The organism is Aquibium microcysteis (assembly GCF_014495845.1).
In the GTDB taxonomy this organism is placed as follows: Bacteria; Pseudomonadota; Alphaproteobacteria; order Rhizobiales; family Rhizobiaceae; genus Aquibium; species Aquibium microcysteis.
The window spans coordinates 4,940,992-4,964,750 of sequence record NZ_CP061080.1; the positions used below are offsets into that span (position 1 = coordinate 4,940,992).

The 23,759-nt window shown below is 68.1% G+C and carries 26 protein-coding genes and 1 pseudogene; 16 read left to right on the forward strand and 11 right to left on the reverse strand.

Features of this window, described 5'->3' with window-relative positions; all coding sequences use genetic code 11:
• Window positions 1-7 precede the first annotated feature (7 nt).
• Together IAI54_RS23310 and IAI54_RS23315 are read left to right on the forward strand one after the other, a co-directional pair.
• On the forward strand, window positions 8-331 hold the full coding sequence (locus IAI54_RS23310; protein ID WP_187969444.1) for a YbaB/EbfC family nucleoid-associated protein: 324 nt from the start codon (window positions 8-10) through the stop codon (window positions 329-331).
• Window positions 332-431: 100 nt separating this feature from the next.
• Window positions 432-1,433, forward strand: a complete 1,002-nt coding sequence (locus IAI54_RS23315) for an LLM class flavin-dependent oxidoreductase (protein ID WP_187969445.1) — start codon at window positions 432-434, stop codon at window positions 1,431-1,433.
• An 85-nt stretch (window positions 1,434-1,518) separates the two neighbouring features.
• Here the strand turns inward: IAI54_RS23315 and IAI54_RS23320 are convergent, their stop codons facing one another.
• The gene (locus tag IAI54_RS23320) at window positions 1,519-1,908 is read right to left on the reverse strand and encodes a Kazal-type serine protease inhibitor family protein (protein WP_187969446.1); all 390 of its coding nucleotides are present in this window, start codon (window positions 1,906-1,908) and stop codon (window positions 1,519-1,521) included.
• Between the two features lie 159 nt (window positions 1,909-2,067).
• Between IAI54_RS23320 and IAI54_RS23325 the strand changes: the two genes are divergently transcribed.
• On the forward strand, window positions 2,068-3,186 hold the full coding sequence (locus tag IAI54_RS23325) for an AI-2E family transporter (protein WP_187969447.1): 1,119 nt from the start codon (window positions 2,068-2,070) through the stop codon (window positions 3,184-3,186).
• A 66-nt stretch (window positions 3,187-3,252) separates the two neighbouring features.
• Window positions 3,253-4,098, forward strand: a complete 846-nt coding sequence (locus IAI54_RS23330; RefSeq protein WP_187969448.1) for an arylamine N-acetyltransferase family protein — start codon at window positions 3,253-3,255, stop codon at window positions 4,096-4,098.
• A gap of 88 nt (window positions 4,099-4,186) precedes the next feature.
• Here the strand turns inward: IAI54_RS23330 and IAI54_RS23335 are convergent, their stop codons facing one another.
• The 3 genes from IAI54_RS23335 to IAI54_RS23345 form a co-directional block, all read right to left on the reverse strand.
• The gene (locus IAI54_RS23335) at window positions 4,187-5,389 is read right to left on the reverse strand and encodes a lytic murein transglycosylase (protein WP_187973324.1); all 1,203 of its coding nucleotides are present in this window, start codon (window positions 5,387-5,389) and stop codon (window positions 4,187-4,189) included.
• A gap of 83 nt (window positions 5,390-5,472) precedes the next feature.
• Complete coding sequence (gene recR / locus IAI54_RS23340; RefSeq protein ID WP_187969449.1) at window positions 5,473-6,078, reverse strand: recombination mediator RecR; 606 nt, start codon at window positions 6,076-6,078, stop codon at window positions 5,473-5,475.
• 59 nt (window positions 6,079-6,137) lie between these two features.
• Window positions 6,138-7,193 (reverse strand): LLM class flavin-dependent oxidoreductase, encoded by a 1,056-nt coding sequence (locus tag IAI54_RS23345; protein WP_187969450.1) that lies wholly within the window; start codon window positions 7,191-7,193, stop codon window positions 6,138-6,140.
• Window positions 7,194-7,370: 177 nt separating this feature from the next.
• Between IAI54_RS23345 and IAI54_RS23350 the strand changes: the two genes are divergently transcribed.
• Entirely contained in the window at window positions 7,371-9,149 is a 1,779-nt protein-coding gene (locus IAI54_RS23350; RefSeq protein ID WP_187969451.1) for a diguanylate cyclase domain-containing protein, read from the forward strand.
• Window positions 9,150-9,158: 9 nt separating this feature from the next.
• Here IAI54_RS23350 and IAI54_RS23355 read toward each other — a convergent pair whose 3' ends face one another.
• Window positions 9,159-10,400, reverse strand: coding sequence for a DNA recombination protein RmuC (locus tag IAI54_RS23355; protein ID WP_187969452.1), 1,242 nt, complete (start codon window positions 10,398-10,400; stop codon window positions 9,159-9,161).
• Window positions 10,401-10,502: 102 nt separating this feature from the next.
• On the opposite strand from IAI54_RS23355, the gene def reads away from it, so the two are divergent.
• The 6 genes and pseudogenes from def (at window position 10,503) to truA (ending at window position 13,900) form a co-directional block, all read left to right on the forward strand.
• Window positions 10,503-11,030, forward strand: a complete 528-nt coding sequence (def, locus tag IAI54_RS23360) for a peptide deformylase (RefSeq protein ID WP_187969453.1) — start codon at window positions 10,503-10,505, stop codon at window positions 11,028-11,030.
• 5 nt (window positions 11,031-11,035) lie between these two features.
• A pseudogene (locus IAI54_RS23365) lies at window positions 11,036-11,155 on the forward strand (type II toxin-antitoxin system VapC family toxin); the annotation flags it as partial.
• A gap of 31 nt (window positions 11,156-11,186) precedes the next feature.
• Complete coding sequence (locus IAI54_RS23370) at window positions 11,187-11,810, forward strand: FMN-binding negative transcriptional regulator (RefSeq protein WP_187969454.1); 624 nt, start codon at window positions 11,187-11,189, stop codon at window positions 11,808-11,810.
• A 169-nt stretch (window positions 11,811-11,979) separates the two neighbouring features.
• Window positions 11,980-12,915: a methionyl-tRNA formyltransferase gene (gene fmt / locus IAI54_RS23375; RefSeq protein ID WP_187969455.1), complete on the forward strand. Its 936-nt coding sequence runs from the start codon at window positions 11,980-11,982 to the stop codon at window positions 12,913-12,915.
• Window positions 12,912-13,091, forward strand: coding sequence for a hypothetical protein (locus IAI54_RS23380; protein WP_187969456.1), 180 nt, complete (start codon window positions 12,912-12,914; stop codon window positions 13,089-13,091). Before fmt ends, IAI54_RS23380 begins: the two co-directional genes overlap by 4 nt.
• On the forward strand, window positions 13,091-13,900 hold the full coding sequence (gene truA / locus IAI54_RS23385; RefSeq protein ID WP_187969457.1) for a tRNA pseudouridine(38-40) synthase TruA: 810 nt from the start codon (window positions 13,091-13,093) through the stop codon (window positions 13,898-13,900). Before IAI54_RS23380 ends, truA begins: the two co-directional genes overlap by 1 nt.
• A 183-nt stretch (window positions 13,901-14,083) precedes the next feature.
• On the opposite strand, the gene IAI54_RS23390 is transcribed toward truA, so the two are convergent.
• On the reverse strand, window positions 14,084-14,674 hold the full coding sequence (locus IAI54_RS23390; RefSeq protein WP_187969458.1) for a transporter: 591 nt from the start codon (window positions 14,672-14,674) through the stop codon (window positions 14,084-14,086).
• A 3-nt stretch (window positions 14,675-14,677) separates the two neighbouring features.
• Window positions 14,678-15,871: a succinyl-diaminopimelate desuccinylase gene (gene dapE / locus IAI54_RS23395; RefSeq protein WP_187969459.1), complete on the reverse strand. Its 1,194-nt coding sequence runs from the start codon at window positions 15,869-15,871 to the stop codon at window positions 14,678-14,680.
• Between the two features lie 137 nt (window positions 15,872-16,008).
• Between dapE and IAI54_RS23400 the strand changes: the two genes are divergently transcribed.
• Window positions 16,009-16,773, forward strand: a complete 765-nt coding sequence (locus IAI54_RS23400) for a GGDEF domain-containing protein (protein WP_187969460.1) — start codon at window positions 16,009-16,011, stop codon at window positions 16,771-16,773.
• Between the two features lie 234 nt (window positions 16,774-17,007).
• Here IAI54_RS23400 and IAI54_RS23405 read toward each other — a convergent pair whose 3' ends face one another.
• Both IAI54_RS23405 and dapD read right to left on the reverse strand, forming a co-directional pair.
• On the reverse strand, window positions 17,008-17,370 hold the full coding sequence (locus IAI54_RS23405; RefSeq protein ID WP_187969461.1) for a DUF805 domain-containing protein: 363 nt from the start codon (window positions 17,368-17,370) through the stop codon (window positions 17,008-17,010).
• Between the two features lie 37 nt (window positions 17,371-17,407).
• Window positions 17,408-18,262: a 2,3,4,5-tetrahydropyridine-2,6-dicarboxylate N-succinyltransferase gene (dapD, locus tag IAI54_RS23410; RefSeq protein WP_187969462.1), complete on the reverse strand. Its 855-nt coding sequence runs from the start codon at window positions 18,260-18,262 to the stop codon at window positions 17,408-17,410.
• A 145-nt stretch (window positions 18,263-18,407) separates the two neighbouring features.
• Between dapD and IAI54_RS23415 the strand changes: the two genes are divergently transcribed.
• The gene (locus IAI54_RS23415; RefSeq protein ID WP_187969463.1) at window positions 18,408-19,247 is read left to right on the forward strand and encodes an LOG family protein; all 840 of its coding nucleotides are present in this window, start codon (window positions 18,408-18,410) and stop codon (window positions 19,245-19,247) included.
• 16 nt (window positions 19,248-19,263) lie between these two features.
• On the opposite strand, the gene IAI54_RS23420 is transcribed toward IAI54_RS23415, so the two are convergent.
• Window positions 19,264-19,995, reverse strand: a complete 732-nt coding sequence (locus tag IAI54_RS23420; RefSeq protein WP_187969464.1) for a Crp/Fnr family transcriptional regulator — start codon at window positions 19,993-19,995, stop codon at window positions 19,264-19,266.
• Window positions 19,996-20,143: 148 nt separating this feature from the next.
• Window positions 20,144-20,860, reverse strand: a complete 717-nt coding sequence (locus IAI54_RS23425; protein ID WP_187969465.1) for a pyrimidine 5'-nucleotidase — start codon at window positions 20,858-20,860, stop codon at window positions 20,144-20,146.
• Window positions 20,861-20,933: 73 nt separating this feature from the next.
• On the opposite strand from IAI54_RS23425, the gene IAI54_RS23430 reads away from it, so the two are divergent.
• From IAI54_RS23430 to IAI54_RS23440, 3 genes are all read left to right on the forward strand, one after another.
• Complete coding sequence (locus tag IAI54_RS23430; protein WP_187969466.1) at window positions 20,934-21,218, forward strand: nucleotidyl cyclase domain-containing protein; 285 nt, start codon at window positions 20,934-20,936, stop codon at window positions 21,216-21,218.
• 131 nt (window positions 21,219-21,349) lie between these two features.
• A complete protein-coding gene (locus tag IAI54_RS23435) occupies window positions 21,350-21,943 on the forward strand; it encodes a TetR/AcrR family transcriptional regulator (RefSeq protein WP_187969467.1) in 594 nt (197 codons plus the stop codon).
• An 11-nt stretch (window positions 21,944-21,954) separates the two neighbouring features.
• Complete coding sequence (locus tag IAI54_RS23440) at window positions 21,955-23,445, forward strand: MFS transporter (RefSeq protein ID WP_235679158.1); 1,491 nt, start codon at window positions 21,955-21,957, stop codon at window positions 23,443-23,445.
• The last annotated feature ends 314 nt before the right edge of the window (window positions 23,446-23,759 follow it).

The following is a 23,759-nucleotide window of genomic DNA, read 5'->3' on the forward strand; positions in this document are numbered from 1 at the left end:
AGACATCATGAAGGACCTCATGGGCCTGATGGGCAAGGCCAAGGAGATGCAGGCGAAGTTCCAGACCATGCAGGAGGAGATCGCGCAGATCGAAGCCTCCGGCCAGTCGGGCGGCGGCCTCGTCACCGTCGTGCTGTCGGGAAAGGGCGAGATGAAGAGCCTGAAGATCGATCCTTCGCTCTTCAAGGAGGACGACGTCGAGATTCTCGAGGATCTGATCCTCGCCGCTCACGCCGATGCCAAGGGAAAGGTCGAAGCGGTCATGCAGAAGAAGACGCAGGAACTGACCGCCGGCCTGCCGATCCCGCCCGGCTTCAAGATGCCGTTCTGAGCCGCTCCGGACGATCAGCGGCGGGTTCCTCCCGGTCCCGCTGCGCCTGGACCATGCGTTTCGGGATTGGAAATCGGCCGGCTGCGCCTACATTGTCGCCATGACACCGATTTCCGTTCTCGATCTTTCGCCCGTCCCGGAAGGCACCGATGCCGGTGCCTCGCTGCGCAATACGCTCGATCTCGCCCGCCATGCGGAGCGATGGGGATACCGCCGCTACTGGCTGGCCGAGCATCACAACATGCCGGGCATCGCCAGCGCCGCAACCGCGGTGGTCATCGGCCATGTCGCCGCCGGCACCTCGAGCATTCGCGTCGGCGCCGGCGGCATCATGCTGCCCAACCATTCGCCGCTCATGGTGGCCGAAGCCTTCGGCACCCTGGCCGCCCTGCACCCCGGCCGCATCGATCTCGGCCTCGGTCGCGCGCCGGGGACCGACATGCTGACCGCGCGTGCGCTGCGCCGCAATCTGTCCGGCGACGTCGACCAGTTCCCGCGCGACGTCGTCGAGCTGATGTCCTACTTCAAGCCGGTCGAGGAAGGCCAGCGCGTGCAGGCCGTGCCGGGCGCCGGTCTGGACGTACCGGTCTGGATCCTCGGCTCCAGCCTCTACGGCGCCCAGCTCGCGGCGATGCTCGGCCTGCCCTATGCCTTCGCCTCGCATTTCGCCCCGGCCGATCTGGAACATGCAGTGGCGATCTACCGCGAGCGCTTCGAGCCGTCGGAACAGCTGGACCGGCCTTACGTGATGCTGGGGCTCAGCGTCATCGCGGCCGAGACCGACGAAGAGGCGCGGCTCCTGTTCACTTCGCAGCAGCAGTCCTTCGTCAACATCCGCACCGGGCGCCCCGGCAAGCTCCCGCCGCCGCAGCCGGGCTACTACGAGAGCCTTGAGCCGATGGCACGGGCCATGCTGGACCAGACTCTCTCCTGCGCCGTCGTCGGGTCTCCCGCGACGGTGCGGCGCGGCGTCGCCGAATTCGCCCGCCGCACCGGCGCCGACGAACTGATGGTCACCGGCCACATCTTCGACCACTCCGCCCGGCTACGGTCCTACGAAATCCTGGCCGACGCGCACCGGGAGCTTTCCCGGGCCGCGTGACCCAATGGCTGCCCCGCCGCCGGGCGGCGCGGATGCTCGCAGCGCGGCACGTCCGGCCGCAGGAGGATCGTCTTCGGCGCCCCGGTCAGCGGCAGGGCGCGTCGTAGAGGATGCGATGGCCCGCGTTCCTGGCCTCGCAGGCGTTTCCGAAGGTCCGGACGCTGCCGCCGCGCCGCGCACAGACCGGCTCGTACTGCTGCGTGCAGAAGCGGGGCTCGGGGCGGGGTACGGGACCACCGCGCCGACACTGACCCGGATGGAGGACGCGATAGCCCGCGGCCCTGGCCTCGCAGGCATTGCCGAAGGTCTGGCGGTCCGGACCGCTGCGACCGCAGACCGGCTCGTAGATGCGCGGACAGACCTGCGGCGGTCCCGGGCTGACGGATGGCGGTTCGGCGACCACGACCGTGCAGGACGAGACGATCAGCAGGGAAAAAAGCACGACCGTGTTCCTGAGCGACAGGACCTTCATCATCGGCCTCCTTCGGGCCGTGGACCCGAGCCTCGTCTGATGCCCGCAACGCATCGCGGCGACCAAAGTTTCTTCCGCATCCGAAAAGCCTCCAGAGCCGGAACCATCGTGCGGCTCGCCCGTTGATGGGCTTCCGCCGATTCGCGCGCGGACGGGGTGACCATGGCCACATCGCAGGACGAAACCACCGCGCCGGCAGCGGCTGCCGCGGCCAAGCCGCAGCGCAGCCTTTTCGGCGTGCTGATGGGCATCTTCATCATCCTCTTCGTCTATGCCCTGTATTTCGCCAAGGACTTCTTCCTTCCCGTGGTGCTCGCCTTCCTGCTGGCGCTCACCCTGTCGCCGATCGTGCGGACGCTCGCCTGGCGCGGTATCCCGGCGCCCCTCTCGGCGACGCTTCTCGTCTTCCTGTCGTTCTGTGGCGTCGCGGCCATCGGCTTCGTCCTCAGCGGGCCGATCGTTGCCCTGGTCGAGGACGCGCCCAAGATCGGGCGCGAGTTGCAGGAGCGGTTGTCGGAGGTGAAGGGCCCGATGTCCCGCATCCTTCAGGCCGGTGACCAGATCGAGAGCGTCACCGAGACCGCCAGCGAGCCGGACGTGCAGAAGGTGGTCATCGCGCAGCCGGGCATCGTCTCGCGTGCCGCCGGAAACCTTCTCTCCGTCGGAACCACCATCGCCATCATGCTCGTCCTGTCGCTGTTCCTGCTCGCCTCGGGCAGCATGTTCTACGAAAAGATGGTCCAGACCTTCGATCTGATGAGCGACAAGAAGCGTGCGCTGCGGATCGTCTACGACGTGGAACGCGAGATTTCGCGCTATCTGCTGACCGTGGCGCTGATCAATTCCGGGCTCGGCGTCGCGGTTGGCCTCTCCTGCTGGCTTCTCGGACTGCCCGATGCGTTGCTGTGGGGGGTCGCAGCCGCGCTCCTGAACTTCCTGCCCTATGTCGGCAGCCTCATCGGCATCATCCTCGTCGGCGTCATCTCGATCGTCACCTTCGACACGCTCGCCTCCGCCGCCCTCGCACCGCTGCTCTATGCCGGCTTCACGGTGCTGGAAGGCCAATTCGTCACGCCGCTGATCCTCGGCCGCCGGCTGGAGCTCAACGCGGTCGCGATCTTCATCGCCATCGCGTTCTGGTCGTGGCTCTGGGGCTTCGCGGGCGCCCTGCTCGCCGTGCCCATCCTCGTCATCGCCAAGGTCTTCTGCGACCACTTCGACGGTCTGGGTGCGATCGGCAACTTTCTCGGCGCTCAGGACGTGCGCGAGCCCGATCACTGAACGCATTCAGGCCTTCCGCCGGCCGCTGAATCCGACTAGTGCGTCGCGGACGGGAGGAACTCCACCATGGACCAGACGCAGAGCGGCCCCGATCTCGACGCCTACTTCCTGCGTATAGGCTACCGCGGCCCGCGAGAGCCCAGCCTCTCCGTCCTGCAGCGCCTCCACGCCCTTCACCCCCTGGCGATCGCCTTCGAGAACCTCGATTCCTTCCTCGGTCGGCCCGTGCGTCTCGACCTCCCTTCGCTGGAGGACAAGCTCGTCCATGCACGGCGGGGCGGCTACTGCTTCGAGCAGAACACGCTGTTCTGGAAGGTGCTGGCCGCGCTCGGCTTCGAGGTGTCGGGCCTCGCCGCACGCGTTTTGTGGAACCAGCCGGAGGACACGCTCAATCCCCGCAGCCACATGCTGCTGCGCGTCGAGATCGACGGTGCGACCTGGCTGGCCGATGTCGGCTTCGGCGGCGTCACCCAGACCGCGCCGCTGCTGCTGGCGCCGGGCGCCGTGCAGGAGACGCCGCACGAGCCGTGCAGGGTGATCGAGACCGCGGATCACTATCGCCTGCAGGTGCAGATCGGCGGCGAATGGCGCACCGTCTTCCGTTTCGACATGACCGAACATGTCGACGTCGACTACGTGGTGTCGAGCCATTTCGTCTCCACCTGGCCCGCGTCACAGTTCGTCACCACGATCATGGCCGCACGCGCCCTGCCGACCGGTCGGCTGGCACTCAGGAACGACCGGATGACGGTCCACGAGACCGGCGGGCCGTCGCGGCAGGTCCACTTCGCCACCCCCGCCGAACTCCGCGCCACGCTGTCGGCCGATTTCGGCATCGAGGTGCCGGAGCCCGGTCGATTCGACGCGCGGTTCCTGGAACTGGGCCTCGGCGCTCCGGCCGAATTGCGGTGACAGTCTCCTTGATTCCGATTGCATGACCCGCTCACTGCAAGCGGATGAGTTGCGAATGAAGTAGACTGTCCCCGCAACTCTCCACGCGTCAGCGCAGCCGCTTCACCAGCGCCGCATCCGGAAAGCAGGTCGGCGCCAGACCGTTCCGCGCCTGCCAGTCACCGATCGAGCGGCGCGTCCGGAACCCCGGCAGGCCGTCCGCGCCGCCGACGTCGTAGCCGAGCTTTTCCAGCCCGCGCTGCATGGCGGCGACGTCGGACCGATAGAGGCCGCCGACACTGCCCCACGCGCCCGTAAACGTCCGGTCGCCGTACTGGATCCGATCCGCGGCATGGCCGACGAACAGCGCGTAGAGGTCGCTCTCGTTGTAGTCCTTCAGCACGTAGAAGTTCGGCGTGACCAGGAAGGCCGGACCGTTTCGGCCGGCGGGCATCATCAGATAGCCTTCGCCCTTCATCTCGTGCGCCGGGAACGGCTTGCCGCCGATGCGCGCCACGCCCATCCGCGCCCAGTCGGCGATCGGCTTGCCGCGGTCCGGGCCCTCCAGAGCGCAGGAGACGGCTTCCGGCACCGTCACCTCGAAGCCCCAGTCGCGGCCCCGCACCCAACCATGCGCCTTCAGATAATTTGCGATCGAGGCCAGCGTGTCGGGCTCCGAATTCCAGATGTCGGCGCGCCCGTCGCCGTCGCCGTCCGCCGCGTTTTTCAGATAGCTCGTCGGCATGAACTGCGGCTGGCCCAGCGCGCCCGCCCAGGAGGATTTCATCGAGCGCGGCGGAATCCTGCCGCGCTCCGCCATCACCAGGGCCGCCAGCACCTCCTCCCGGAACATTTCCTTTCGGCTGGCCAGGAAAGCTTTGGTGCCGAGCACCTCGAAGGCATCGTAGGGAATCCTGGCTCGGCCGAAACCCGATTCGCGCCCCCAGATCGCCAGTACGATGCCGGGCGGCACACCCGTCGCCTTCTCCAGCGCCGCCAGCGTCCGGGCATGCGTGCCCGCCCGGCTGCGCCCGCCCGCGGTGACGCCGCGCACCGTGTTCTCGGCGAAATAGGCGCCCGGCGACCCGAATTCCGCCTGATGCTGCGTCTTCGGCGTCTGCGGTTTCTGTCCGGGCAGCACGAGATCGGGCAACTTCAGGTTGGGCGTGATGCCGTCGAAGGCGGCATCGAAGGTCGCCCGTGAAACGCCGCCCGCCTTCGCCGACGGCCAGAGGTCCGCCTCCAGCCAGGAGCGGAACTGCCGGTCGATCGACTGTGCTGTTGCGGGCAGGGGGACGAGCGCCAGGAGCATTGCGCAGGTGGCGAGGCTCCATGCCAGCCGGCGCATCGGCAGGGCAAGCGAGGCAACTCGGCTCATCGGGCCTGCAACTCCCCTCAAAACGCCGTCCTGGCCTTCAGTGCCGCCGACAGCGTGCCTTCGTCGAGATAGTCGAGCTCCCCGCCCACCGGCACCCCATGGGCGAGCCGGGTGATCTTCACGCCGAGCCCGTCGAGCTGGTCGGTGATGTAGTGCGCCGTGGTCTGGCCTTCCACGGTGGCGTTGACGGCCAGGATGAGTTCGCCGACCCCGCCCTTCGCCACGCGGTCCACCAGGCTGCGGATGTTCAGATCGTCCGGCCCAACGCCGTCGAGCGGCGAAAGCGTGCCGCCGAGCACGTGGTAGCGCGCGTTCATCGCGCCGGCCCGCTCCAGGGCCCACAGGTCGGCCACGTCCTCGACCACGATGATCGTGCCCCCGTCGCGGCGAGGGTCGGTGCAGATCGTGCAGGGGTCGGACGTGTCGACGTTGCCGCAGGTCGAGCAGACGCGCACCGTGTCCAGCGCCTCGCCCATCGCAGCGGTCAGCGGGCCGAGCAACTGCTCCTTCTTCTTGATCAGGTGCAGCGCCGCCCGCCGCGCCGACCGGGGGCCGAGCCCCGGCACCTTGGCGAGCAGCTGGATGAGGCGTTCGATCTCGGGGCCGACGATTCGCTTCGACATGGCGCCTGTCTAGCGCAGAAACCGTGGCGAAAACACCGGCGCGAAGACCCTTGGTGCGACTACGCGGCCGCAGCCTTGCGCTGCGCCACAGCCTTGCGCACCTCCGGCGCGACCCTGGTGCCGAACAGCTCGATCGCCTTCATCAGCGTGGCGTGCGGCATCACGCCGATCGCCATCTGGATCAGGAAGCGCGTGTTGCCGAAAATCGCGTGGTTTGCGAGGATCTTGTCGGTCACCTCCGCCGGGCTGCCGACGAACAGCGCTCCGCGCGGGCTGCGCGAAGCGTCGAACTCGCGCCGTCCGCTCGGCCCCCAGCCGCGCTCGCGGCCGATGCGGTTCATCACTTCGGTCACCGGCGGGAAGAAGGTATCGGCCGCTTCCTGGGTCGTCTCGCCCACGAAGCCGTGCACGTTGATGCTGGTCGCGAGCGTGTCGGGGTCGTGCCCGAACTGTCGCGCCGCCTTGCGGTAGATCTCGAAGAACGGCGCGAAGCGCGCCGGTTCGCCTCCGATGATGGCCAGCGCCAGCGGCAGGCCGTACATGCCGGCACGCGCAGCCGATTGCGGCGTGCCGCCGATGGCGATCCACAGCGGCAGCGGGTCCTGGATCGGACGCGGATAGACGCCGCGGTCGTCGATCCTGGCCGTGTGCTTGCCGCCCGGCCAGGAGATGCGCTCGTCCTTGCGCAGGGCGATCAGCATCTCCAGCTTCTCGGCGAAGAGCGTGTCGTAGTCCTTCAGGTCGTAACCGAACAGCGGGAAGGACTCGATGAAGGAGCCGCGCCCGGCCATCATTTCGGCCCGCCCCTGCGAGATCAGGTCGAGCGTCGCATATTGCTGGAACACGCGGACCGGATCTTCCGACGAGAGAACCGTCACGGCGCTCGACAGGCGGATGTTCCTGGTCCGGGCGGCGGCAGCGGCCAGAATGGTCGCGGGCGAAGACACGACGTAGTCCGGGCGGTGATGCTCGCCGAGCGCGAAGACGTCCAGGCCGAGCTGGTCGGCGAGCTCGATCTCCTCGATGAGATTGCGGATGCGCTGGGCCGGATCGATCCTCGCCCCGGATACCGGGTCGGTTCCGACGTCGCCGAAGGTGTAGAGGCCGAGTTCCATCTTCGTCTCCTGTTCTCGTATCGGCAAGATAGGCGGTGCGCCGGGCGCATGCGAGAGCCGGGCTGTGAACAGTGCATCCACGCTCGCCGGCTTAACGCGACGTACACCCGTGGCCGGTAGCCTTGCAACCTGACCGGGTCGGCCAATCTTACCATTGCAGGGTGCAGAACGCTGGACATGTCCCTTCTACGACGTCTTTCCGGCCGATGGACCGCCGCCTTCGCGCGCAACCTGCGCCTGCGAGTGCTGGCCTCCACGCTCGCTGTCTTCGTGGGGGTGGCGCTTCCGGCCTTCGGAGCATTCCTCTGGATCGTCGACACGTCGTCGGAACGGCTGTCGACGCTCTTCGCCGAGCGACAGGTTCTCTACGACCGCTACCGCGGCCTCGAGCCCCTCACCCGGGAAGTGGCACTGGCCGAGACGCTGGCACGTTCACCCACCATCCTCGAATGGGCAGCCGACGAGGAACACGCGGGAAAGAAGGCACGCGGTCTCACCGCACTCGAGCATTTTCGTTCAGCCTTCGCCGATGGGAGCTACTTCCTCGTCCACGCAGTCTCGGGAAACTACTACTACGGCGACGGCAGATCGGGCGCGCAGAATGGCCGTCCGCGCTACGCGCTGTCGCGCGAGAACGAAGCCGACGCCTGGTTCTACAAAACCCTCGCGCTCGGGCCGGGATGTCGTCTCAACGTCAACAACGACCGCGCGCTGGCCGTCACGAAAGTCTGGATCAACTGCGTCGTGCAGTCGCCCGACGGTCCGGTCGCCGTCATCGGTACCGGCCTCGACCTGTCGTCCTTCGTCGCTGACGTCGTGAACACGGGCCAGGAGGGCGTCGAGACGCTCTTCGTCGACGGCTCGGGAGCGATCCAGGCCGTACGGGATCGTGGCCAGATCGACTTCGCCAGTCTCACCAAGGAGGTCGCCGAGCGAAAGACGGTGTTCCAGCTTCTCGACCGGGCCGAGCACCGCTCCCGCCTCGCGACCATGATGGCCGATCTTCGGACCGGCCGCAGCGAGGCCGTCACCGCCTTCCTCGACATCGGCGGCCGCACCATGCTGGTCGGCGTGGGGCATCTCGACCGCCTGGGCTGGTTCAACGTCACCGTGATGGACGTCGATGCGATCGTCGGCCGGGGGCTGTTCGCCCCGCTCGGAGTACTGCTTGCGCTCGCCATCGTGGCGGCGGCCGTGCTGATCATGCTGCTCTTCAAGCGCAGCGTGCTCGATCGGCTCGAAGAGACCGAGGGTTCGCTGCAGCGCTTCCGGAGTGGGGAGTTCGCACGCCCCGTCGCGGCGCGTGACGCCGACGAGATCGACCGCCTGACCATCGCGCTCGACCGGATGGCGCGGGCGGTGCGCGAGAACACCGAGAGGCTCGAGGGCACCGTCCGCGAGCGCACCGAGGAACTGGAGCGCCTCGCCTTTCTGGACTCGATGACGGGAATCGCCAACCGCCGCGGTTTCGCCGCCACGTTCGGCGTCGAGCATGCCGCAGTGCGAGCAAAGGGCGAATCGATCGGTCTGCTTCTGCTGGACGTCGACCTGTTCAAGTCGATCAACGATTCACGTGGCCATCAGGCGGGCGACGAGGTCATCGTGGAAGTGGCGCGGCGGATAGCGACCGTCGTGGAGGACCGCACCTTGTGCGCGCGCTGGGGCGGCGACGAGTTCGTGGTTCTCGTCCGCGGCGGCGCCGATGCCGTCATGGAGACGGGCAGGCGTCTGCTGGACGCGCTGCGCGGTTCCGGCATCGTGCTTTCCGACGGGGCCGAGATCCGGGTCACCACCTCCATCGGCGGGCATGTGGTCGCGGCCGGCGACAATCTGTCTTCCGCGACCGCCAGGGCGGATGTCGCCCTGTACGAAGCAAAACGCGCCGGGCGCAACCGCATCGTGCTGCGCCCGGCCGAGGCGCTTCATCACGGCGACGGAACGGCGAAGGTCGCCTGATCCTCGGCGTCAGTCGTCTCCGTCGACCACCCGAAGCCGCAGCGAACCGGTCCGCGACGCCACCTCGGCCGGGGCGGTCGCCGCATCGGCCGGATGGTCGCCACCGAATTCCAGCGCCTCGATCTTCTGGCTGCGCTTCGTCACCTTCTCCGTCGACGTCAGGATCTGCTCGACGTCGCGCTGGGTCATCGCGAAATGGCCCTGCAGCTTGCGCACCCGCTCGTCGAGGCGGCCCACGTCCTCCATCAGGCGGATCACCTCGCCCTGGATCAGGTGCGCCTGCTCGCGCATCCGTGCGTCCTTCAGCACCGCCTGGATCACCTGGATCGACAGCATCAGCAGCGAGGGCGAAACGATGACGATCCGGGCACGATGGGCGCGCTGCACCAGTGCCTCGTACTTCTCGTGAATATCGGCGAAGATCGATTCCGACGGCACGAACATGAAGGCCGTCTCCTGCGTCTCGCCGCTGATCAGGTACTTCTCGGCGATCGCCTTGATGTGGACCTCGATGTCGCGGCGAAAGGCCTGGGCTGCCGCCTTCTGCCCCTCGACCCCGTCGCCTTCTGCCGCGGCGCGGATCGCGTTCCAGGCCTCCAGCGGAAACTTGGCGTCGATCACCAGCGCCGGCGCGCCGTTCGGCATCCGCACCAGGCAGTCGGGCCGGTTGCCGTTCGACAGCGTCGCCTGGAACTCGTAACCGCCGTGCGGCAGCCCGTCGGCGACGATCGCCTCCATCCGCGACTGTCCGAAGGCCCCCCGTGTCTGCTTGTTCGACAGGATATGCTGCAGCTGCACCACCTGGCCGGCCAGCGTCTGGATATTGCCTTGCGCGGTGTCGATGACGGCGAGCCGCTCCTGCAGCTTCGCCAGACTCTCATGCGTCGATCTCGTCTGCTCGGTCATGGTCTGGCCGAGCCGCCCGGTCATCGTGTCGAGCCGCTCCGAGATCGCCCTGTTCAGCTCGTTCTGCCGCGAGCCGAACACCTCCGCGATGGTCGCCATGCGCCCCTGCATTTCCGACTGCACCCGCGTCAGTTCCGCCAGTCTTGCCTGCGCCTCCCGCGCCGCCTGCGCGGCGTCTTCGGCCGCTTGCGCCCGCAAGCGCGCCATCCGCCGCAACCCGAGCGCCAGCCACGCGAACATCAGCACCACCAGCGCTGCGGTACCGGCCAGCGCGTGTCCAGGCGTCACGGTCGTGGCGCCGATCTGGCCGAGCGGGGCCGAGAGAAAGGTGGGAAAATCCGTCATCGTCGAGCCCTATGCGATTCGTGGGTCGACCATAAGATCAAAACATGAACGGAAACCGCACGCGCGGTTGACGCTCTCGCGACCAGCGATTACCTGAAGGCCATGCCGATCAAGCCTCTCGTCATCCTGCCCGACCCGATCCTGCGCGAGGTCTCCCGTCCCGTCGAACGGGTGGACGGCGACGTCGCCCGTCTGGCCGACGACATGCTGGAGACGATGTATGACGCGCCCGGCATCGGTCTGGCTGCGATCCAGGTCGGCGTGCCGCTGCGCATGCTCGTGGTCGACCTGTCCAAGGAAGGCGAGGAGCGCGACCCGCACGTCGTGATCAATCCGCAGATCCTGTCCTCTTCGGATGCCCGCAACGTCCACGAAGAAGGGTGCCTGTCGATCCCCGACTACTATGCCGAGGTCGAGCGGCCGGCCACGATCCGCCTGCGCTATCTCGACCGGCAAGGCGCCGAGCGGGAGATGGAAGCGGACGGCCTGATGGCGACCTGCCTGCAGCACGAGATCGACCACCTGAACGGCATTCTCTTTATCGACCACATCTCGCGCCTGAAGCGCGACATGGTGGTGCGCAAGTTCAAGAAGCTGGCGAGGGACAAGGCGGGCCCCCTGGTGGGGTGATAGCGCGATCCGCCATGATCGCCGCCATCTGTCGCGTCCACGACGCGACGCTCGCCACCCGCAACGTGCGGGATTTCGAAGGAATCGACCTCGCGCTGGTAAATCCCTTCGAAGCGGGCGGGTAAAGCCGCACCCAGAGCCTATCCGGAACCCGACATGTACATCCCCCCGCATTTCCAGGAGATCGATCCCCACGAGATCCGGGCCGTCATCGAGACGGCACCGCTGGCCTGCGTCGTCGCGCAGACGACGGAGGGGCTTGTCGCCAATCACATCCCGATGCTGTCCGCTCCCGACGGCACGCTGATCGGGCACGTGGCGCTCGCCAACGACATGCACCGGCTGGTCGCCGACGGGCAGGAGGTGCTGGCGATCTTCCGCGCTGCCGACGCCTACGTTTCGCCGAACTTCTATCCGTCGAAGCCGGAACATCACCGCCACGTCCCCACCTGGAACTATCAGGTCGTCCACGTCTACGGCACCATCGCCTTCCGGCACGACGAGCAGGCCAAGCGCGCGGTGGTCGGGCTTCTGACGCGGACCCATGAGCGGCGGCTGAACGGGGCAGGCGCCTGGCGGATGGCCGACGCGCCGGCGGACTACATGACGCAGATGCTCGGCAGCATCGTCGCGTTCCGAATCGAGGTGACGCGGGTGCTCGCCAAGTCGAAGCTCAGCCAGAACCGCGAGGAGCGCGATTATTCCGGCGCCGTCGCGGGCATCAGGGCGTCGGGCCACGAGGACGTTGCCTCGGCCATGGAGCGGAGGCTGCGGAAATAGCTCGCGCATGCGGGAAAGCGTCCTTGGCCCGTCGTGTCGGCATGGCAGCGGTCGCTTTCGCAATGCCAGGTGACTTGACCTCGCCGTCGTAAACCCGTTTGAAGCGGGGCATGAGCGTCCGACAGGCGCTCGGCCTTCGAGCCGCTCGCCACAGCTCCGGACCGCCGTCATGCCGCTTCGCATCGTCTTCATGGGCACGCCCGACTTCTCCGTCGCCACGCTGCGGACCATCGTCCAGGCCGGGCACGAGGTCGTGGCCGTCTATACGCAGCCGCCGCGCGCCGCCGGCCGCCGCGGACTGGAACTGACGAAGTCGCCCGTCCACGTCGAGGCCGAACGGCTCGGACTGGAGGTCCGCACCCCGAAGAGCCTGAAGGGAGAGCCCGAGCAGGAGGCGTTCAGCGCCCTGCGGGCGGACGTCGCCGTGGTCGTTGCCTACGGCCTCCTTCTTCCGCGCCCCATCCTGGAGGCGCCGCGCCTCGGCTGCTTCAACGGCCACGCTTCCGCGCTGCCGCGCTGGCGGGGCGCGGCTCCCATCCAGCGCGCCATCATGGCAGGCGACGAGGCAACCGCGATGATGATCATGAAGATGGAGGAGGGCCTCGACACGGGCCCGGTTGCACTGTCCCGCATGGTACCGATCGGTGCGGACATGACAGCCGGCGACCTGCACGACCTGTTGATGGAGGAGGGCGCCGGCCTGATGGTCGAGGCTCTGGCCGCCCTCGAAGCCGGAGCGCTCGTGCTCTCACCGCAGCCCGCCGATGGCGTCACCTATGCCCGCAAGATCGACAAGTCGGAGACGCGCGTGGACTGGGGCCTTCCCGCGGCGCGCGTCGACCGCCACATCCGCGGCCTCTCTCCCTTTCCGGGCGCCTGGTGCGAGGTGAGGATCGGCGGCAAGGCCGAGCGGCTGAAGCTGCTCCGCTCCGTGCTCGCGGAAGGGACCGGCTCACCCGGTGCCATCCTCGACGACCGCCTGACGGTCGCCTGCGGCGCTGGCGCGGTACGCCTCGTCGAGGTCCAGCGTGCCGGGGGCCGGCCGCTCGCGGCGGGCGAGTTCCTCCGTGGCGCAAAGCTCGTTCCGGGAGACCACCTGACATGAGCGCTTCCGTCATCCGGCCGGCCGGACAGGAACACCGCGCCGCGACCCGCGCCGTCGACGAACGCGCGGCGGGTTTCGAACGCGACAGGCAGGGCGAGGCACTGCAGGCGTTCGCCTTCGGCGACGCGCCGCGGACCGGCCGGCTCGTCTGTCCCCGCGCCTTCGCGAGCCTCTGATGCCGCGCTACCGGCTCGACATCGAGTACGACGGCGCGGGATATGCCGGCTGGCAGCGCCAGGCCGGCCAGCATTCCGTGCAGGCGGCGATCGAGCAGGCCATCCGCGCCTTCTGCGGCGAGGATCTGACCCTGCGCGGGGCTGGCCGCACCGACGCCGGCGTCCATGCGACCGGCCAGGTCGCGCATGTCGACCTGGCGAAGGCCTGGCCTGGCGACACGGTACGCGATGCCGTCAATGCCCATCTGCAGCTGGCCGGCGAACGCGTGGCGATCATCCGTGCGACAGAGGTCGCCGACGCTTTCGACGCCCGTTTCTCCGCCACCGCGCGGCACTATCTCTACCGGATCGTCAACCGGCGCGCGCCGCTGGCGCTGGAGCGGGGTCATGCCTGGTGGGTGGCGAAGCGGCTCGACGCACCGGCGATGCATGCCGCCGCGCAACTTCTGCTCGGCCGGCACGACTTCACCACCTTCCGCTCGGTCCAGTGCCAGGCGAACAGTCCGCTGCGCACGCTGGCCCGCTTCGACGTCGAGCAGGCCGGCGATGCGATCGAGATCCGCGCCTCCGCACGGTCCTTCCTGCACAATCAGGTGCGCTCCATGGTCGGCTCGCTGAAGCGGGTCGGCGAAGGCGCCTGGACACCCGCCGACATGCGCGCCGCACTCGACGCCCGCGACCGCCGCGCCTGCGGCCCCGTCGCGCCACCGGACGGATTGTATCTGGTGGGGGTGGAGTACGCGGAAGTCGCGGGCGATGGTGAGTTGGCAATGGGCAGTCGGCAGTCGGCAGTAGGCAGTCGGCAGTAGGCAGTAGGCAGTAGGGAGTAGGGAGTAGGGAGTAGGGCAGACGGATAGTTCCTAACCGACTTGACACGGCGCGTCGCATCGATCCCTTTTTCCGACTGCCGACTGCCGACTGCCGACTGCCGACTGCCGACTGCCGACTGCCGACTGCCGACTGCCGACTGCCGACTGCCGACTGCCGACCGCCTACCCCGCCAGCCCCAGCAGATCCTGCATCCCGAACAGCACGAACAGCGACATTCCCACCATCGCGGCGAAGACCCCGGTCGCGACCGCGGCGCCCTTGCCGATGGCGATGTTGGTCAGGCGCCAGGAGAAGACCAGCGTCAGGAAGAAGAGCCCGAGCGAGACGAGCGCCGACAGGTCGGCGGCGTCCGGCATGGCGAGGCGCAGGATGCTCGGCGGCAGCATGATCCACACCACGATCGCGGTGGCCCAGTTGGATGCCACGACGTAGGGGACGTACCGGTCGCCGATGCCCGCGCGTCTGGCGGCCAATGCCAGCGCCACGAGCGGCAGGATCCACGACGAGAGGTCGATGACGGCGAGCCGGAGGATGAGCGACAGCCGCCCCGGACCGTCCGGATCGAGAGCAGCCATCCCGTTGGCGATCGACACCCAGCCGGCGAACAGCGCCGGCAGCGCCACCACGATGGCGAAGAACGAGGTCCAGAAACCGTCGGCCGACAGGTCGAGCATGCGCAGGCCGTCGGCGCGACCGAGCATCATGCGCCAGGCACCGGTGAGCTGCACGTGGATCTGCTCGGCGGACGGCACGGCTCAGCTCCCCGCAAACCAGTCCGCAAGAAACCGCTCGTAGATGGCCGTCAGCGTCTCCAGATCGGCAAGCGCGACGCGCTCGTCCACCATGTGCATGGTCTGGCCGACGAGGCCGAACTCCACCACGGGGCAGAAATCCTTGATGAACCGGGCGTCGGACGTGCCGCCCGAGGTCGACAGGCCTGGCCGGCGGCCGGTGACGGCTTCGATCGACGAACCCAGCGTCCCGATCAGCCGGTCGTCGCGGGTGAGGAACACGTGGCTCGGCCGCACGCCCCAGTCGATGTCGTAGGCGGCGGGCGCATCGCGACCGGGCCGCAGCCGCCGCCGTGCTACCGCCCGGTCGAGCCGGTTGTGGATCTCGGCCTGGATCGTCTCGACCGTCCAGAGGTCGTTGAAGCGCACGTTGAAGGTCAGCGTCGCGCGCGCCGGGATCACGTTGCTCGCGGGGTTGCCGACGTCGATCGACGTCACTTCGAGGTTCGTGGGCTGGAAGTCGGCGCTGCCGTCGTCGAAGGCCGGATGCATCAGGGCCTCGGCCGCCATGACGGCCCCGCGCACCGGATTGTCGGCGAGATGCGGATAGGCGACGTGGCCCTGCCGACCATGCACCGTGATCGTGCCCGAGATCGAGCCGCGGCGGCCGATCTTGATCATGTCGCCCAGCGCGTCCGGATTGGTCGGCTCGCCCACCAGCGCCGCGTCCCAGGTCTCGCCCTTGGCAGCCGCCCAGTCGAGCAGCCGCGTCGTGCCGTTGATGGCGGGTCCTTCCTCGTCGCCCGTGATCAGCAGAGAGACGGAGCCGGCCGGCGGACCGGACTTCTGAATGTGCCGCGCGACCGCCGCCACGAAGCAGGCGATGCCGCCCTTCATGTCCACTGCGCCGCGCCCGTAGAGGAAGCCGCCGGCGATCTCTGCGCCGAAAGGCTTGTGGGTCCAGGCTGCCTCGTCCCCCACCGGCACCACGTCCGTATGGCCGGCGAACATCAGATGCGGCCCGTTGCCCGAAAGCCGGGCATACAGGTTCTCGACGTCGGGCGTGCCGGGCTCGGAGAAAACCGGCCGCTCGACCGAAAACCCCAGCGGCCGCACCATCGCCTCCAGCGCCGTCAGTGCCCCGCCTTCGGCGGGCGTCACCGACGGGCAGCGGATGAGGGCGGCGAGATTGGCGACGGGATCGGTTGGCATGCTCATGGCACGACGGTTAGTGCAAACCGCGGCACCTGTCACGATGGCATCGAGCCGCCGCGATTCCGAAGAACGTGGCGCCGACCCTTCAGAGACCCTTAACCCGGATGGCTCATGCTCACCGGAATCGGAGGCCCGTGTCGATGCCGTGCCAACGCCTGGATCTTTCCTCACGCGGCAAGCCACGCGTCTATCTGCTGACGGCCGTGGGCACGCTTTTCTGCGTCCTCGCAGCCTTCGCCATCGACAGCTATTCCTTCGAGACGGGAACCTGGCGCTGGGGCGACGAACCGCTCAACAACGTCGTCATCCCGTTGATGCTCGCGCCGCCGCTGCTGTTCTTCCTGCTGAGCAAGCTGCGGGAACTGTCGATCGCTCACGCCGAACTGCTGAATGTCGCCTCCACTGACGCCTTGACCGCATGCCTCAACCGCCGCGCCTTCACCGCTCTGGTGGAGGGGTACCTGGAGCGGGTCGGGCAGCAGCAGGAAAACACCGGCGGCGCCCTGCTCGTGCTCGACATCGATCACTTCAAGGCTGTGAACGACGGCTTCGGCCATGATCTGGGCGACCGGGCCCTTCGGCTGGTCGCCGACACGATCAAGGCATCGGTGCGCGAGATCGACCTCGTCGGCCGTCTCGGCGGCGAGGAGTTCGGCGTGTTCCTTCCCGATCTCGATCCGGTCCGCGCCGGACTGGTCGCCGAACGCATCCGCGCAGCGGTTCGCGCCGCCGTCTTCGCGCCGCATGGACGGCCGCACCCGTTGTCCATCAGCGTCGGCGGCGCGACCTTCGATCGCCGCGCGACCTTCGCCGACCTCTACCGCATGGCAGACCAGCGCCTCTACGCCGCGAAGAATGCCGGCCGCGACCGCGTCGACATCATCCCCTGCGCCCTCGCAGCCTGACCGCGGCCGACGTGCCGTCGGCTGTTCACCGATGCGGTCGCAGGGCTCTTCGGCAGCCACGGCTTCACACACGTGTATTATGATCCCCGGAGGCGCAGCCTGAGCACCGGTCCGAACGGCATCGCCCACTCCAACGCTTTGCTGGTGCGCGGGATGGAACGCGTCGCGGACAGGCTCCGGACGGCGCCGCCGGTCGGCGTCCTTGGCCAGTCTCTCTGACGCGGAGGCGCAGCCCTAACGTGGCGAATCCGTCTGCGACCCATACCGGTTCGGTCCCGGCGTGCCGGGTGGGATGCAGAGGAACAGGAACATCAGGATATCGCCGATCACGAAGAAGACGGCGAACCAGCCTGACCGGCCCATGTCGTGCAGGCGCTTGGCCGACAGCGCGACGTGCGCCACCAGCGTGGCGCAGATGACGACGAGCAGGACGCCGCTCCAGTAGGTCTGGGCCGCCTCGTCGGGCGCCACGAAGATCCTGTAGACGGGGAAAAGCCGCGCCATGTACAGCAGGATGCCGCCGAGCGCGTAGGACTGACGCCCCACCCGCCCGGAGTACCCGAAGAAGAACCAGCTGATCGTCCCGAGGTCCGGCAATCTCTGCCCGCCCTTTCTGGTGCAGTGAGGCCGCGGCTCAGTCGCGCAGCAGCTCGTTGATCGACGTCTTGGAACGGGTCTTTTCGTCGACCCGCTTGACGATGACGGCGCAGTAGAGGCTCGGCCCCGGCTGGCCGTTCGGCAAGGGCTTGCCCGGCATCGTGCCGGCCACCACCACCGAATAGGGCGGAACCTCGCCGTACATGATCTCGCCGGTCTCCCGGTCGACGATCTTGGTCGACTTGCCGATGAAGACGCCCATGCCCAGCACCGCGCCCTCGCGCACGATGCAGCCTTCGACCACCTCCGAGCGGGCGCCGATGAAGCAGTTGTCCTCGATGATGGTCGGGCCGGCCTGCATCGGCTCCAGCACGCCGCCGATGCCCACGCCGCCCGACAGGTGCACGTTCTTGCCGATCTGGGCGCAGGACCCGACGGTCGCCCAGGTGTCGACCATCGTCCCGTCGTCGACATAGGCGCCGAGATTGACGAAGGACGGCATCAGGATCACGCCCTTGCCGATATGGGCGGAGCGGCGCACCACGCAGTTCGGCACGGCGCGGAACCCGGCCTTCTCGAACTCGTTGGCGCTCCAGCCGTCGAACTTGGAGGCCACCTTGTCCCACCAGACCGCCTCGCCGGGACCGCCCCTGACGATTTCCATCGGATTGAGGCGGAAGGACAGGAGAACGGCCTTCTTGAGCCACTGGTGGACACGCCACTCCCCCGTCTCTCCGCGCACGGCCACGCGCGCCTCGCCGCGATCGAGCAGTTGCAGCGACGCCTCGACCGCCTCGCGGACCTCGCCGCGAGTCCCCGTGTTGATGCCGTCGCGTTCCTCGAACGCCTTCTCGATTGTCCGCTCGAGCGAGGCGAGATCCTGCTTGGGCATGCGGTGGCTCCGTTACACGTGCTGTTAAGGGGCGAGGCCATAGGCTCCCGGGAAGTCGCGCGGAACCTATGTCATGCCTCATGGGGGGTCAATCGCGATGGCGCCCGGGACGGCGCAATGACAATGGGGCAGGGACGGGATCGACATGGACGACAAGACGAAGCAGGACTGGACGCCGCTGCCGCACTCGGGTGAGGACCTGCAGCGGGCGCGCAGCGTCCCGCAGACCCCGCAGACGCAGTCGCCGGCCTACAGGCTTGCCTGGGACGATCCCGACTTCCTCACGCAGCGCGAGATGCGCGGGGTGCGGCTGCAGCTCGAGCTGATGAAGCCGGAGATGATGCTGGCCGAACGCGGCATCCGCTCGACCGTCATCCTGTTCGGTGGCGCCCGCATCCCCGAGCCCGGCGGGGAGGCCTGGGCGGCCAAGAACGAGACCCAGCGCAAGAACCTCGAGGCAAACAGCGTCTACTACGAGGAGGCGCGCGCCTTCGCCCGTCTGTGCTCGGAGCATTCGGCCGCATCGCTCTACCGCGAATTCGTCATCGTCACCGGCGGCGGCCCCGGCGTCATGGAAGCCGGCAACCGCGGTGCCGCCGATGTCGGCGCGCCGTCGATCGGCCTCAACATTGTCCTGCCGCACGAGCAGGCGCCCAACCTCTACGTCACGCCCGAGCTCTGCTTCAACTTCCATTATTTTGCCATCCGCAAGATGCACTTCATCATGCGGGCCAAGGCCGTGGCCATCTTTCCCGGCGGCTTCGGCACCATGGACGAGCTGTTCGAGACGCTGACGCTGATCCAGACCGGCCGCATGGAGCGCGTCCCGGTCATCCTGTTCGGACGCGCCTTCTGGGAGCGGGCCATCGACGTCGATTTCCTCGCCGAGCAGGGCACGATCTCGCCCGGCGACCAGCACATCATCGACTATGCCGATACCGCCGGAGAGGCATGGGACTGCATCCGGCGCTTCTACCGCATCTGAAGCCGGGCGCCCTGCGTCAGGCCGTGCCGCGACCGAGGCCGAGATAGGTCTGGTCGAACCCCGCGAAACTGGCGAGCGACGACCAGTTTCGGATGATGACGTTGGCACCCTGCCAGGCGACGAACCCGGTGGAGCGCAGTTCCTGCAGCGCGCGGTTCGTGTGCACGACCGAGAGGCCGGCGAGATCGGCGAGCTCCGCCTGGGTTACCGGAAACTCGAAGCGGTACCCATCGCCGAGGCGCGGCGCGCCGAGCCGCAGGCAGATCTCGCAGACGAGATGCCCGATCCGTCGCACCGGGTCCTTGCGGCCCATGCAGACGATCCACATCGACTGGATCGCCGATCCCCTTGCGATCCGGGTGCCGATCAGGTCGGAGATCTCGGGGTGCTCCAAAGCCGCGCGACGAAGATCGTCGTGACGCACGGCGGCGACCTGGCAATCGGTCAGCGCCAGCACGCCATGGTCGAGCACCTTGAGGAACAGGCCGTGCAGGTCCAGGAAATCCCCGGGGACATGCAGCGTCGTCAGCTGCCGGTCGCCGTTGGCGAGGTAACGCATGTTCGCCGCCATGCCCTCCAGAAGCAGGCAGCACTCGCTCGCCCGGGAGCCCTCGGGGATGATCTCGCGCCCGTCGTCGACCGTCTGGGTCCGCCAGGGCAGCGACGCGAGCACGGCGCGCGCCTTCTGCGTGATCGTCTCTTTCCGGTCCAGCACCGCAAGGAGCGGTGCGGGAGTTGCGCTGTCCATGTCGCCTCCGAGCGGGAAGGGCTCCGAACGGGTCGGATTGGACGCTTCTATTGGGCTTCGCGCGCTGCGGCGTTCAAAAATGATATGCGCCGCCGGGATTGGCGGCCAGGAAGCGCCACGCAGCGCAATTGTGGCGGAGAAGCCGCTTTCAGGCCGCCGCCGCGCGGGCGCCGTTGATCTGCCGAAGAAAGCCGGCAAGATCGTCCGTGACGAAGTCCACGTCGTCCGCCTCGTCGGGATCGCTCTCCCAGATCTCCGAGAAGGTCGGCTCGAAATTGCGCGGCACGATCAGCACGGTGGTCATGCCGAGCGCCTTGGGCGCTGCGAGGTTGCGCGCCAGATCCTCGAACATCGCCGCGTTCGGGCCGGCGACCCGGTGCAGCGAGGCGAACTTGTCATAGGTTTCGCGCGCCGGCTTGGGCACCAGTCCCGCCGCGACGATGTCGAAGATGTCGTCGAAATGATCGAGAATCCCGAGCTGCCGCGCCGTGCGCTCGGCATGACCGCGATCGCCATTGGTGAAGATGAACTTGCGCCCCGGCAGCGCCTTGATCTCGTCGCCGAGCGCGGGGTCGGCAGCGACCCAGGAATAGTCGATGTCGTGCACCTTCTGCAGGAAGTCGTCCGGATCGATCCCGTGCCGGTGCATCAATCCGTTCAGCGTCGTTCCATAGTCCTTGTAGAGCTGTTTCTGCACCACCCGGGCCTCCTCGCGCGGCAGCTGCAGCAGCTCGGACACATAGGCCGTCATCTTCACGTCGATCTGCGCGAAGAGGTTCGTGTGGTGCGGGTAGAGCGTGTTGTCGAGGTCGAACACCCAGTCGGTGATGCCTGCGAAACGCGCCGGATCTGGTCGATTCGTCATGGCCGCTTATCGCACGGACGCTCCCGCTTGGCCATGCGGATCGCGCCGGCGGGACCTTCTGCGTTCCTCGACGATGATCGATATCCTGTTTTTAAACCTTGCTTGGGAAGGCCACGGCCGCTCGGTTGCCGCCGTCGCCGAGGCGATCCGCGCCGAAGTCGCCTCGATCCACCTGCGTGGCTCGGGGGGGGGCGACCGGTCGCGCTCTCCGTTTCGGTCGGCGGCGCCAGATTCTCTCCCCGGGTGGCGGTCGGAAAGCGTCCTGCGGCTGGCCGACAAGCGTCTCTACGCAGCCAAGGGCGGCGGGCGAAACACCGTCGTCGTCGAAGCGTCGCACGGCGTCGGCTGCGCAGCCTGACCTGCGGGGCGCCCCGCCGGGCGCGGTTGTCCGTCTTTTCCGGTTCTCCGGAGACGTTCGTCATGCGCTGCCACGTCTGCAGCCGATGCAATGGCTTGACATCCGGCAGCCAATCAATCAGTTGATTGAGAATGCTCGAACAGGATGTCGCTCGTGCCTCGACCGAGGATCGCCAGAAGGCGATCGCCGTGGCCGCGCGTGCTCTCATCGCCGAGCGCGGCTTCGAGGGCCTGCGCACGCGTGACATCGCCGAAAGGGTCGGCATCAACGTCGCGACCCTGCATTATCACGTCCCCACCAAGCAGGCCCTCGTTCGCCTCGTCGCGCAGTCGCTGCGCGAGGACTTCATGGCCCAGCACGCACGCCGGCCCCGCGGGCCGCTTTCGGCGGTGGAGCGCCTGGATCTCGAATTCGCCGATTTCCGTGAACTTTTCGCGACCGGCAGGCAGCTGCCCGCGGTCATGGCGGAACTCGCGCTGCGCGCCACGCGCGACGAAGAGGTCGCCGCCGAAATCCTGCCCATGCAGGCCGGCTGGCATGACCAGATCGAGACGCTTCTCGCGCAGGGGCGTGCCGAAGGCATCTTCCATCCCGACATCGATCCTGCGGCGACGGCCACGATCGTCATCGGTTCCATGATTGCCTGTCTGCGCCAGCCCGGGCGCGGCCTCGATCACCTCGATTCCGTGTTCGCGCAGCTCCGGCGCGCCATCATCAAGACCTGAAGGTACATCCGATGCCTGCTCCGCAATCCTCCCCCGGCACCGAAACCGGCGCCTATCCCCGCCGCTGGCTGGCGATGTTCGTTCTGCTGCTGGCCGCCTTCATGAACCTGATCGACGTGACCATCGTCAACGTCGCGCTTCCGCGGCTGCAGGAGAGCCTCGGCGCGACCAGCACCGAGATCGAGTGGGTGGTGGCCGCCTATGTCCTCGCCTTCGCCCTCGGCCTTCTGCCGTTCGGCCGGCTGGGCGACACGATCGGCCGCAAGCGCATGTTCCAGGCCGGCGTCGTGCTCTTCACGCTCTTTTCCGCGGTCTGCGGCATGGCGCCGACCATGCAGACCCTGATCGTCGCGCGTGTCTTCCAGGGGCTGGCGGGGGCGATGATGATGCCTCAGGTGCTCGCCATCGCCCAGCTCATGTTTCCGCCTCAGGAACGGGGCGCCGCCTTCTCGCTCTTCGGCCTGACGGCCGGTCTCGCCTCGGTCGCGGGCCCGCTGACGGGCGGGCTGATGATCGGTGCCGACATCTACGGTCTCGACTGGCGGCCGATCTTCCTCGTCAACATTCCGCTCGGGATCGTCACGGTCGTGGCCACGGCCATGCTGGTGCCGCAGACGCCCGCCAATCCGGACCTGCGGCACGATGTCGGCGGCATCGTGCTCGCCGCGATGACCGTCTTCCTCCTGGTCTTTCCCCTGATCGAAGGGCACAGCCTCGGCTGGCCGCTCTGGATCTTCGCCATGCTCGGCCTCGCCGTCGTGTCCGCCGTGGCCTTCCACCGCCACGAAGCCGCCCGTGCACGGGCCGGTCTCAGCCAGCTCCTGCCCGTGACCCTGCTCGGCAACAGGGGCTTCCTGCTCGGCCTGACGATGGTCACCGTCTTCTTCTCCGGCGTCGCCGGCTTCTTCATCGTGCTCGCCGTCTTCCTCCAGACCGGCTTCGGGCTGAGCCCGCTCGAATCGGGCCTCACGACGGTGCCGTTTCCGGTGGGCGTCCTCCTCGCTTCCATCGCCTCGGGCCGCTTCGCCGGCCGCTGGCCGCGGGCGCGGATCGCCGGTGGCGCGGCCGCCCTGATCCTCGGTATGGCAGTCCTGTCCTTCGTCGTGGCCACGGTCGGCGATGCGGTCGACCACTGGCGTTTCGTCCTGCCGCTCCTGATCAGCGGGTTCGGGATGGGGACGGCGATTTCCTCGCTGTTCCAGACGGTGCTGGCGCACGTTGCGCCGCAGGATGCCGGCTCCGGCTCCGGCGCCACCCAGTCGTTCCAGCAGATCGGCGCCGCCGTCGGCATCGCCATCACCGGGCAGATCTTCTTTGCCTCGCTGGGCTCGAACCTCGGGTCCGGCATGGCCTTGCGGGAGGCCTACGTCGTGAGCCTGGGCAACGCACTTCTCTATGAGATTGCGGCCTTCGCGCTGGTCATCGTCCTTCTCGCCTTCCTGAAACGTGCGCCTGCCGGGAGGGACGGTGCCGGACGTGCCCCGGCGCCGATGGACGCCTGACCGCCGGCGCGCCCGTTCGGGCGGCACAGCCGCGGGACGGTCCCGGCGCGCCCGGGACGCGTCGGGGCCGGCGGCCGCGTGAGCGGCGAAACGGGTCCCGAACGTTTCCCCTCCCGCCTTTCGGCCTTGGCGGAACGATCATGAGCACGAGCGGCCTCGACCACGGTCTCGACGGAGACCGGCCTTGCCGGGCATGACGACGCCCGCTCCGCCCGGTCGCGGAGGTGCGCTGCTCCACCACGCGGGCTGTGACCGGTCCTTCGGGGGCGGTGCCGCGGCCCGGTCTGGACCAATTGCCGGACCCGTGCCGGCCG

Excerpts from the sequence above, each read along its gene's own strand:
- IAI54_RS23310 (WP_187969444.1), top strand. The coding sequence starts at position 8 with ATGAAGGACCTCATGGGCCTGATGGGCAAGGCCAAGGAGATGCAGGCG.
- IAI54_RS23315 (WP_187969445.1), top strand. The coding sequence starts at position 432 with ATGACACCGATTTCCGTTCTCGATCTTTCGCCCGTCCCGGAAGGCACC.
- IAI54_RS23320 (WP_187969446.1), bottom strand. The coding sequence starts at position 1,908 with ATGATGAAGGTCCTGTCGCTCAGGAACACGGTCGTGCTTTTTTCCCTG.
- IAI54_RS23325 (WP_187969447.1), top strand. The coding sequence starts at position 2,068 with ATGGCCACATCGCAGGACGAAACCACCGCGCCGGCAGCGGCTGCCGCG.
- IAI54_RS23330 (WP_187969448.1), top strand. The coding sequence starts at position 3,253 with ATGGACCAGACGCAGAGCGGCCCCGATCTCGACGCCTACTTCCTGCGT.
- IAI54_RS23335 (WP_187973324.1), bottom strand. The coding sequence starts at position 5,389 with ATGCTCCTGGCGCTCGTCCCCCTGCCCGCAACAGCACAGTCGATCGAC.
- recR (WP_187969449.1), bottom strand. The coding sequence starts at position 6,078 with ATGTCGAAGCGAATCGTCGGCCCCGAGATCGAACGCCTCATCCAGCTG.
- IAI54_RS23345 (WP_187969450.1), bottom strand. The coding sequence starts at position 7,193 with ATGGAACTCGGCCTCTACACCTTCGGCGACGTCGGAACCGACCCGGTA.
- IAI54_RS23350 (WP_187969451.1), top strand. The coding sequence starts at position 7,371 with ATGTCCCTTCTACGACGTCTTTCCGGCCGATGGACCGCCGCCTTCGCG.
- IAI54_RS23355 (WP_187969452.1), bottom strand. The coding sequence starts at position 10,400 with ATGACGGATTTTCCCACCTTTCTCTCGGCCCCGCTCGGCCAGATCGGC.
- def (WP_187969453.1), top strand. The coding sequence starts at position 10,503 with ATGCCGATCAAGCCTCTCGTCATCCTGCCCGACCCGATCCTGCGCGAG.
- IAI54_RS23370 (WP_187969454.1), top strand. The coding sequence starts at position 11,187 with ATGTACATCCCCCCGCATTTCCAGGAGATCGATCCCCACGAGATCCGG.
- fmt (WP_187969455.1), top strand. The coding sequence starts at position 11,980 with ATGCCGCTTCGCATCGTCTTCATGGGCACGCCCGACTTCTCCGTCGCC.
- IAI54_RS23380 (WP_187969456.1), top strand. The coding sequence starts at position 12,912 with ATGAGCGCTTCCGTCATCCGGCCGGCCGGACAGGAACACCGCGCCGCG.
- truA (WP_187969457.1), top strand. The coding sequence starts at position 13,091 with ATGCCGCGCTACCGGCTCGACATCGAGTACGACGGCGCGGGATATGCC.
- dapE (WP_187969459.1), bottom strand. The coding sequence starts at position 15,871 with ATGAGCATGCCAACCGATCCCGTCGCCAATCTCGCCGCCCTCATCCGC.
- IAI54_RS23400 (WP_187969460.1), top strand. The coding sequence starts at position 16,009 with ATGCCGTGCCAACGCCTGGATCTTTCCTCACGCGGCAAGCCACGCGTC.
- dapD (WP_187969462.1), bottom strand. The coding sequence starts at position 18,262 with ATGCCCAAGCAGGATCTCGCCTCGCTCGAGCGGACAATCGAGAAGGCG.
- IAI54_RS23415 (WP_187969463.1), top strand. The coding sequence starts at position 18,408 with ATGGACGACAAGACGAAGCAGGACTGGACGCCGCTGCCGCACTCGGGT.
- IAI54_RS23420 (WP_187969464.1), bottom strand. The coding sequence starts at position 19,995 with ATGGACAGCGCAACTCCCGCACCGCTCCTTGCGGTGCTGGACCGGAAA.
- IAI54_RS23425 (WP_187969465.1), bottom strand. The coding sequence starts at position 20,860 with ATGACGAATCGACCAGATCCGGCGCGTTTCGCAGGCATCACCGACTGG.
- IAI54_RS23430 (WP_187969466.1), top strand. The coding sequence starts at position 20,934 with ATGATCGATATCCTGTTTTTAAACCTTGCTTGGGAAGGCCACGGCCGC.
- IAI54_RS23435 (WP_187969467.1), top strand. The coding sequence starts at position 21,350 with ATGCTCGAACAGGATGTCGCTCGTGCCTCGACCGAGGATCGCCAGAAG.
- IAI54_RS23440 (WP_235679158.1), top strand. The coding sequence starts at position 21,955 with ATGCCTGCTCCGCAATCCTCCCCCGGCACCGAAACCGGCGCCTATCCC.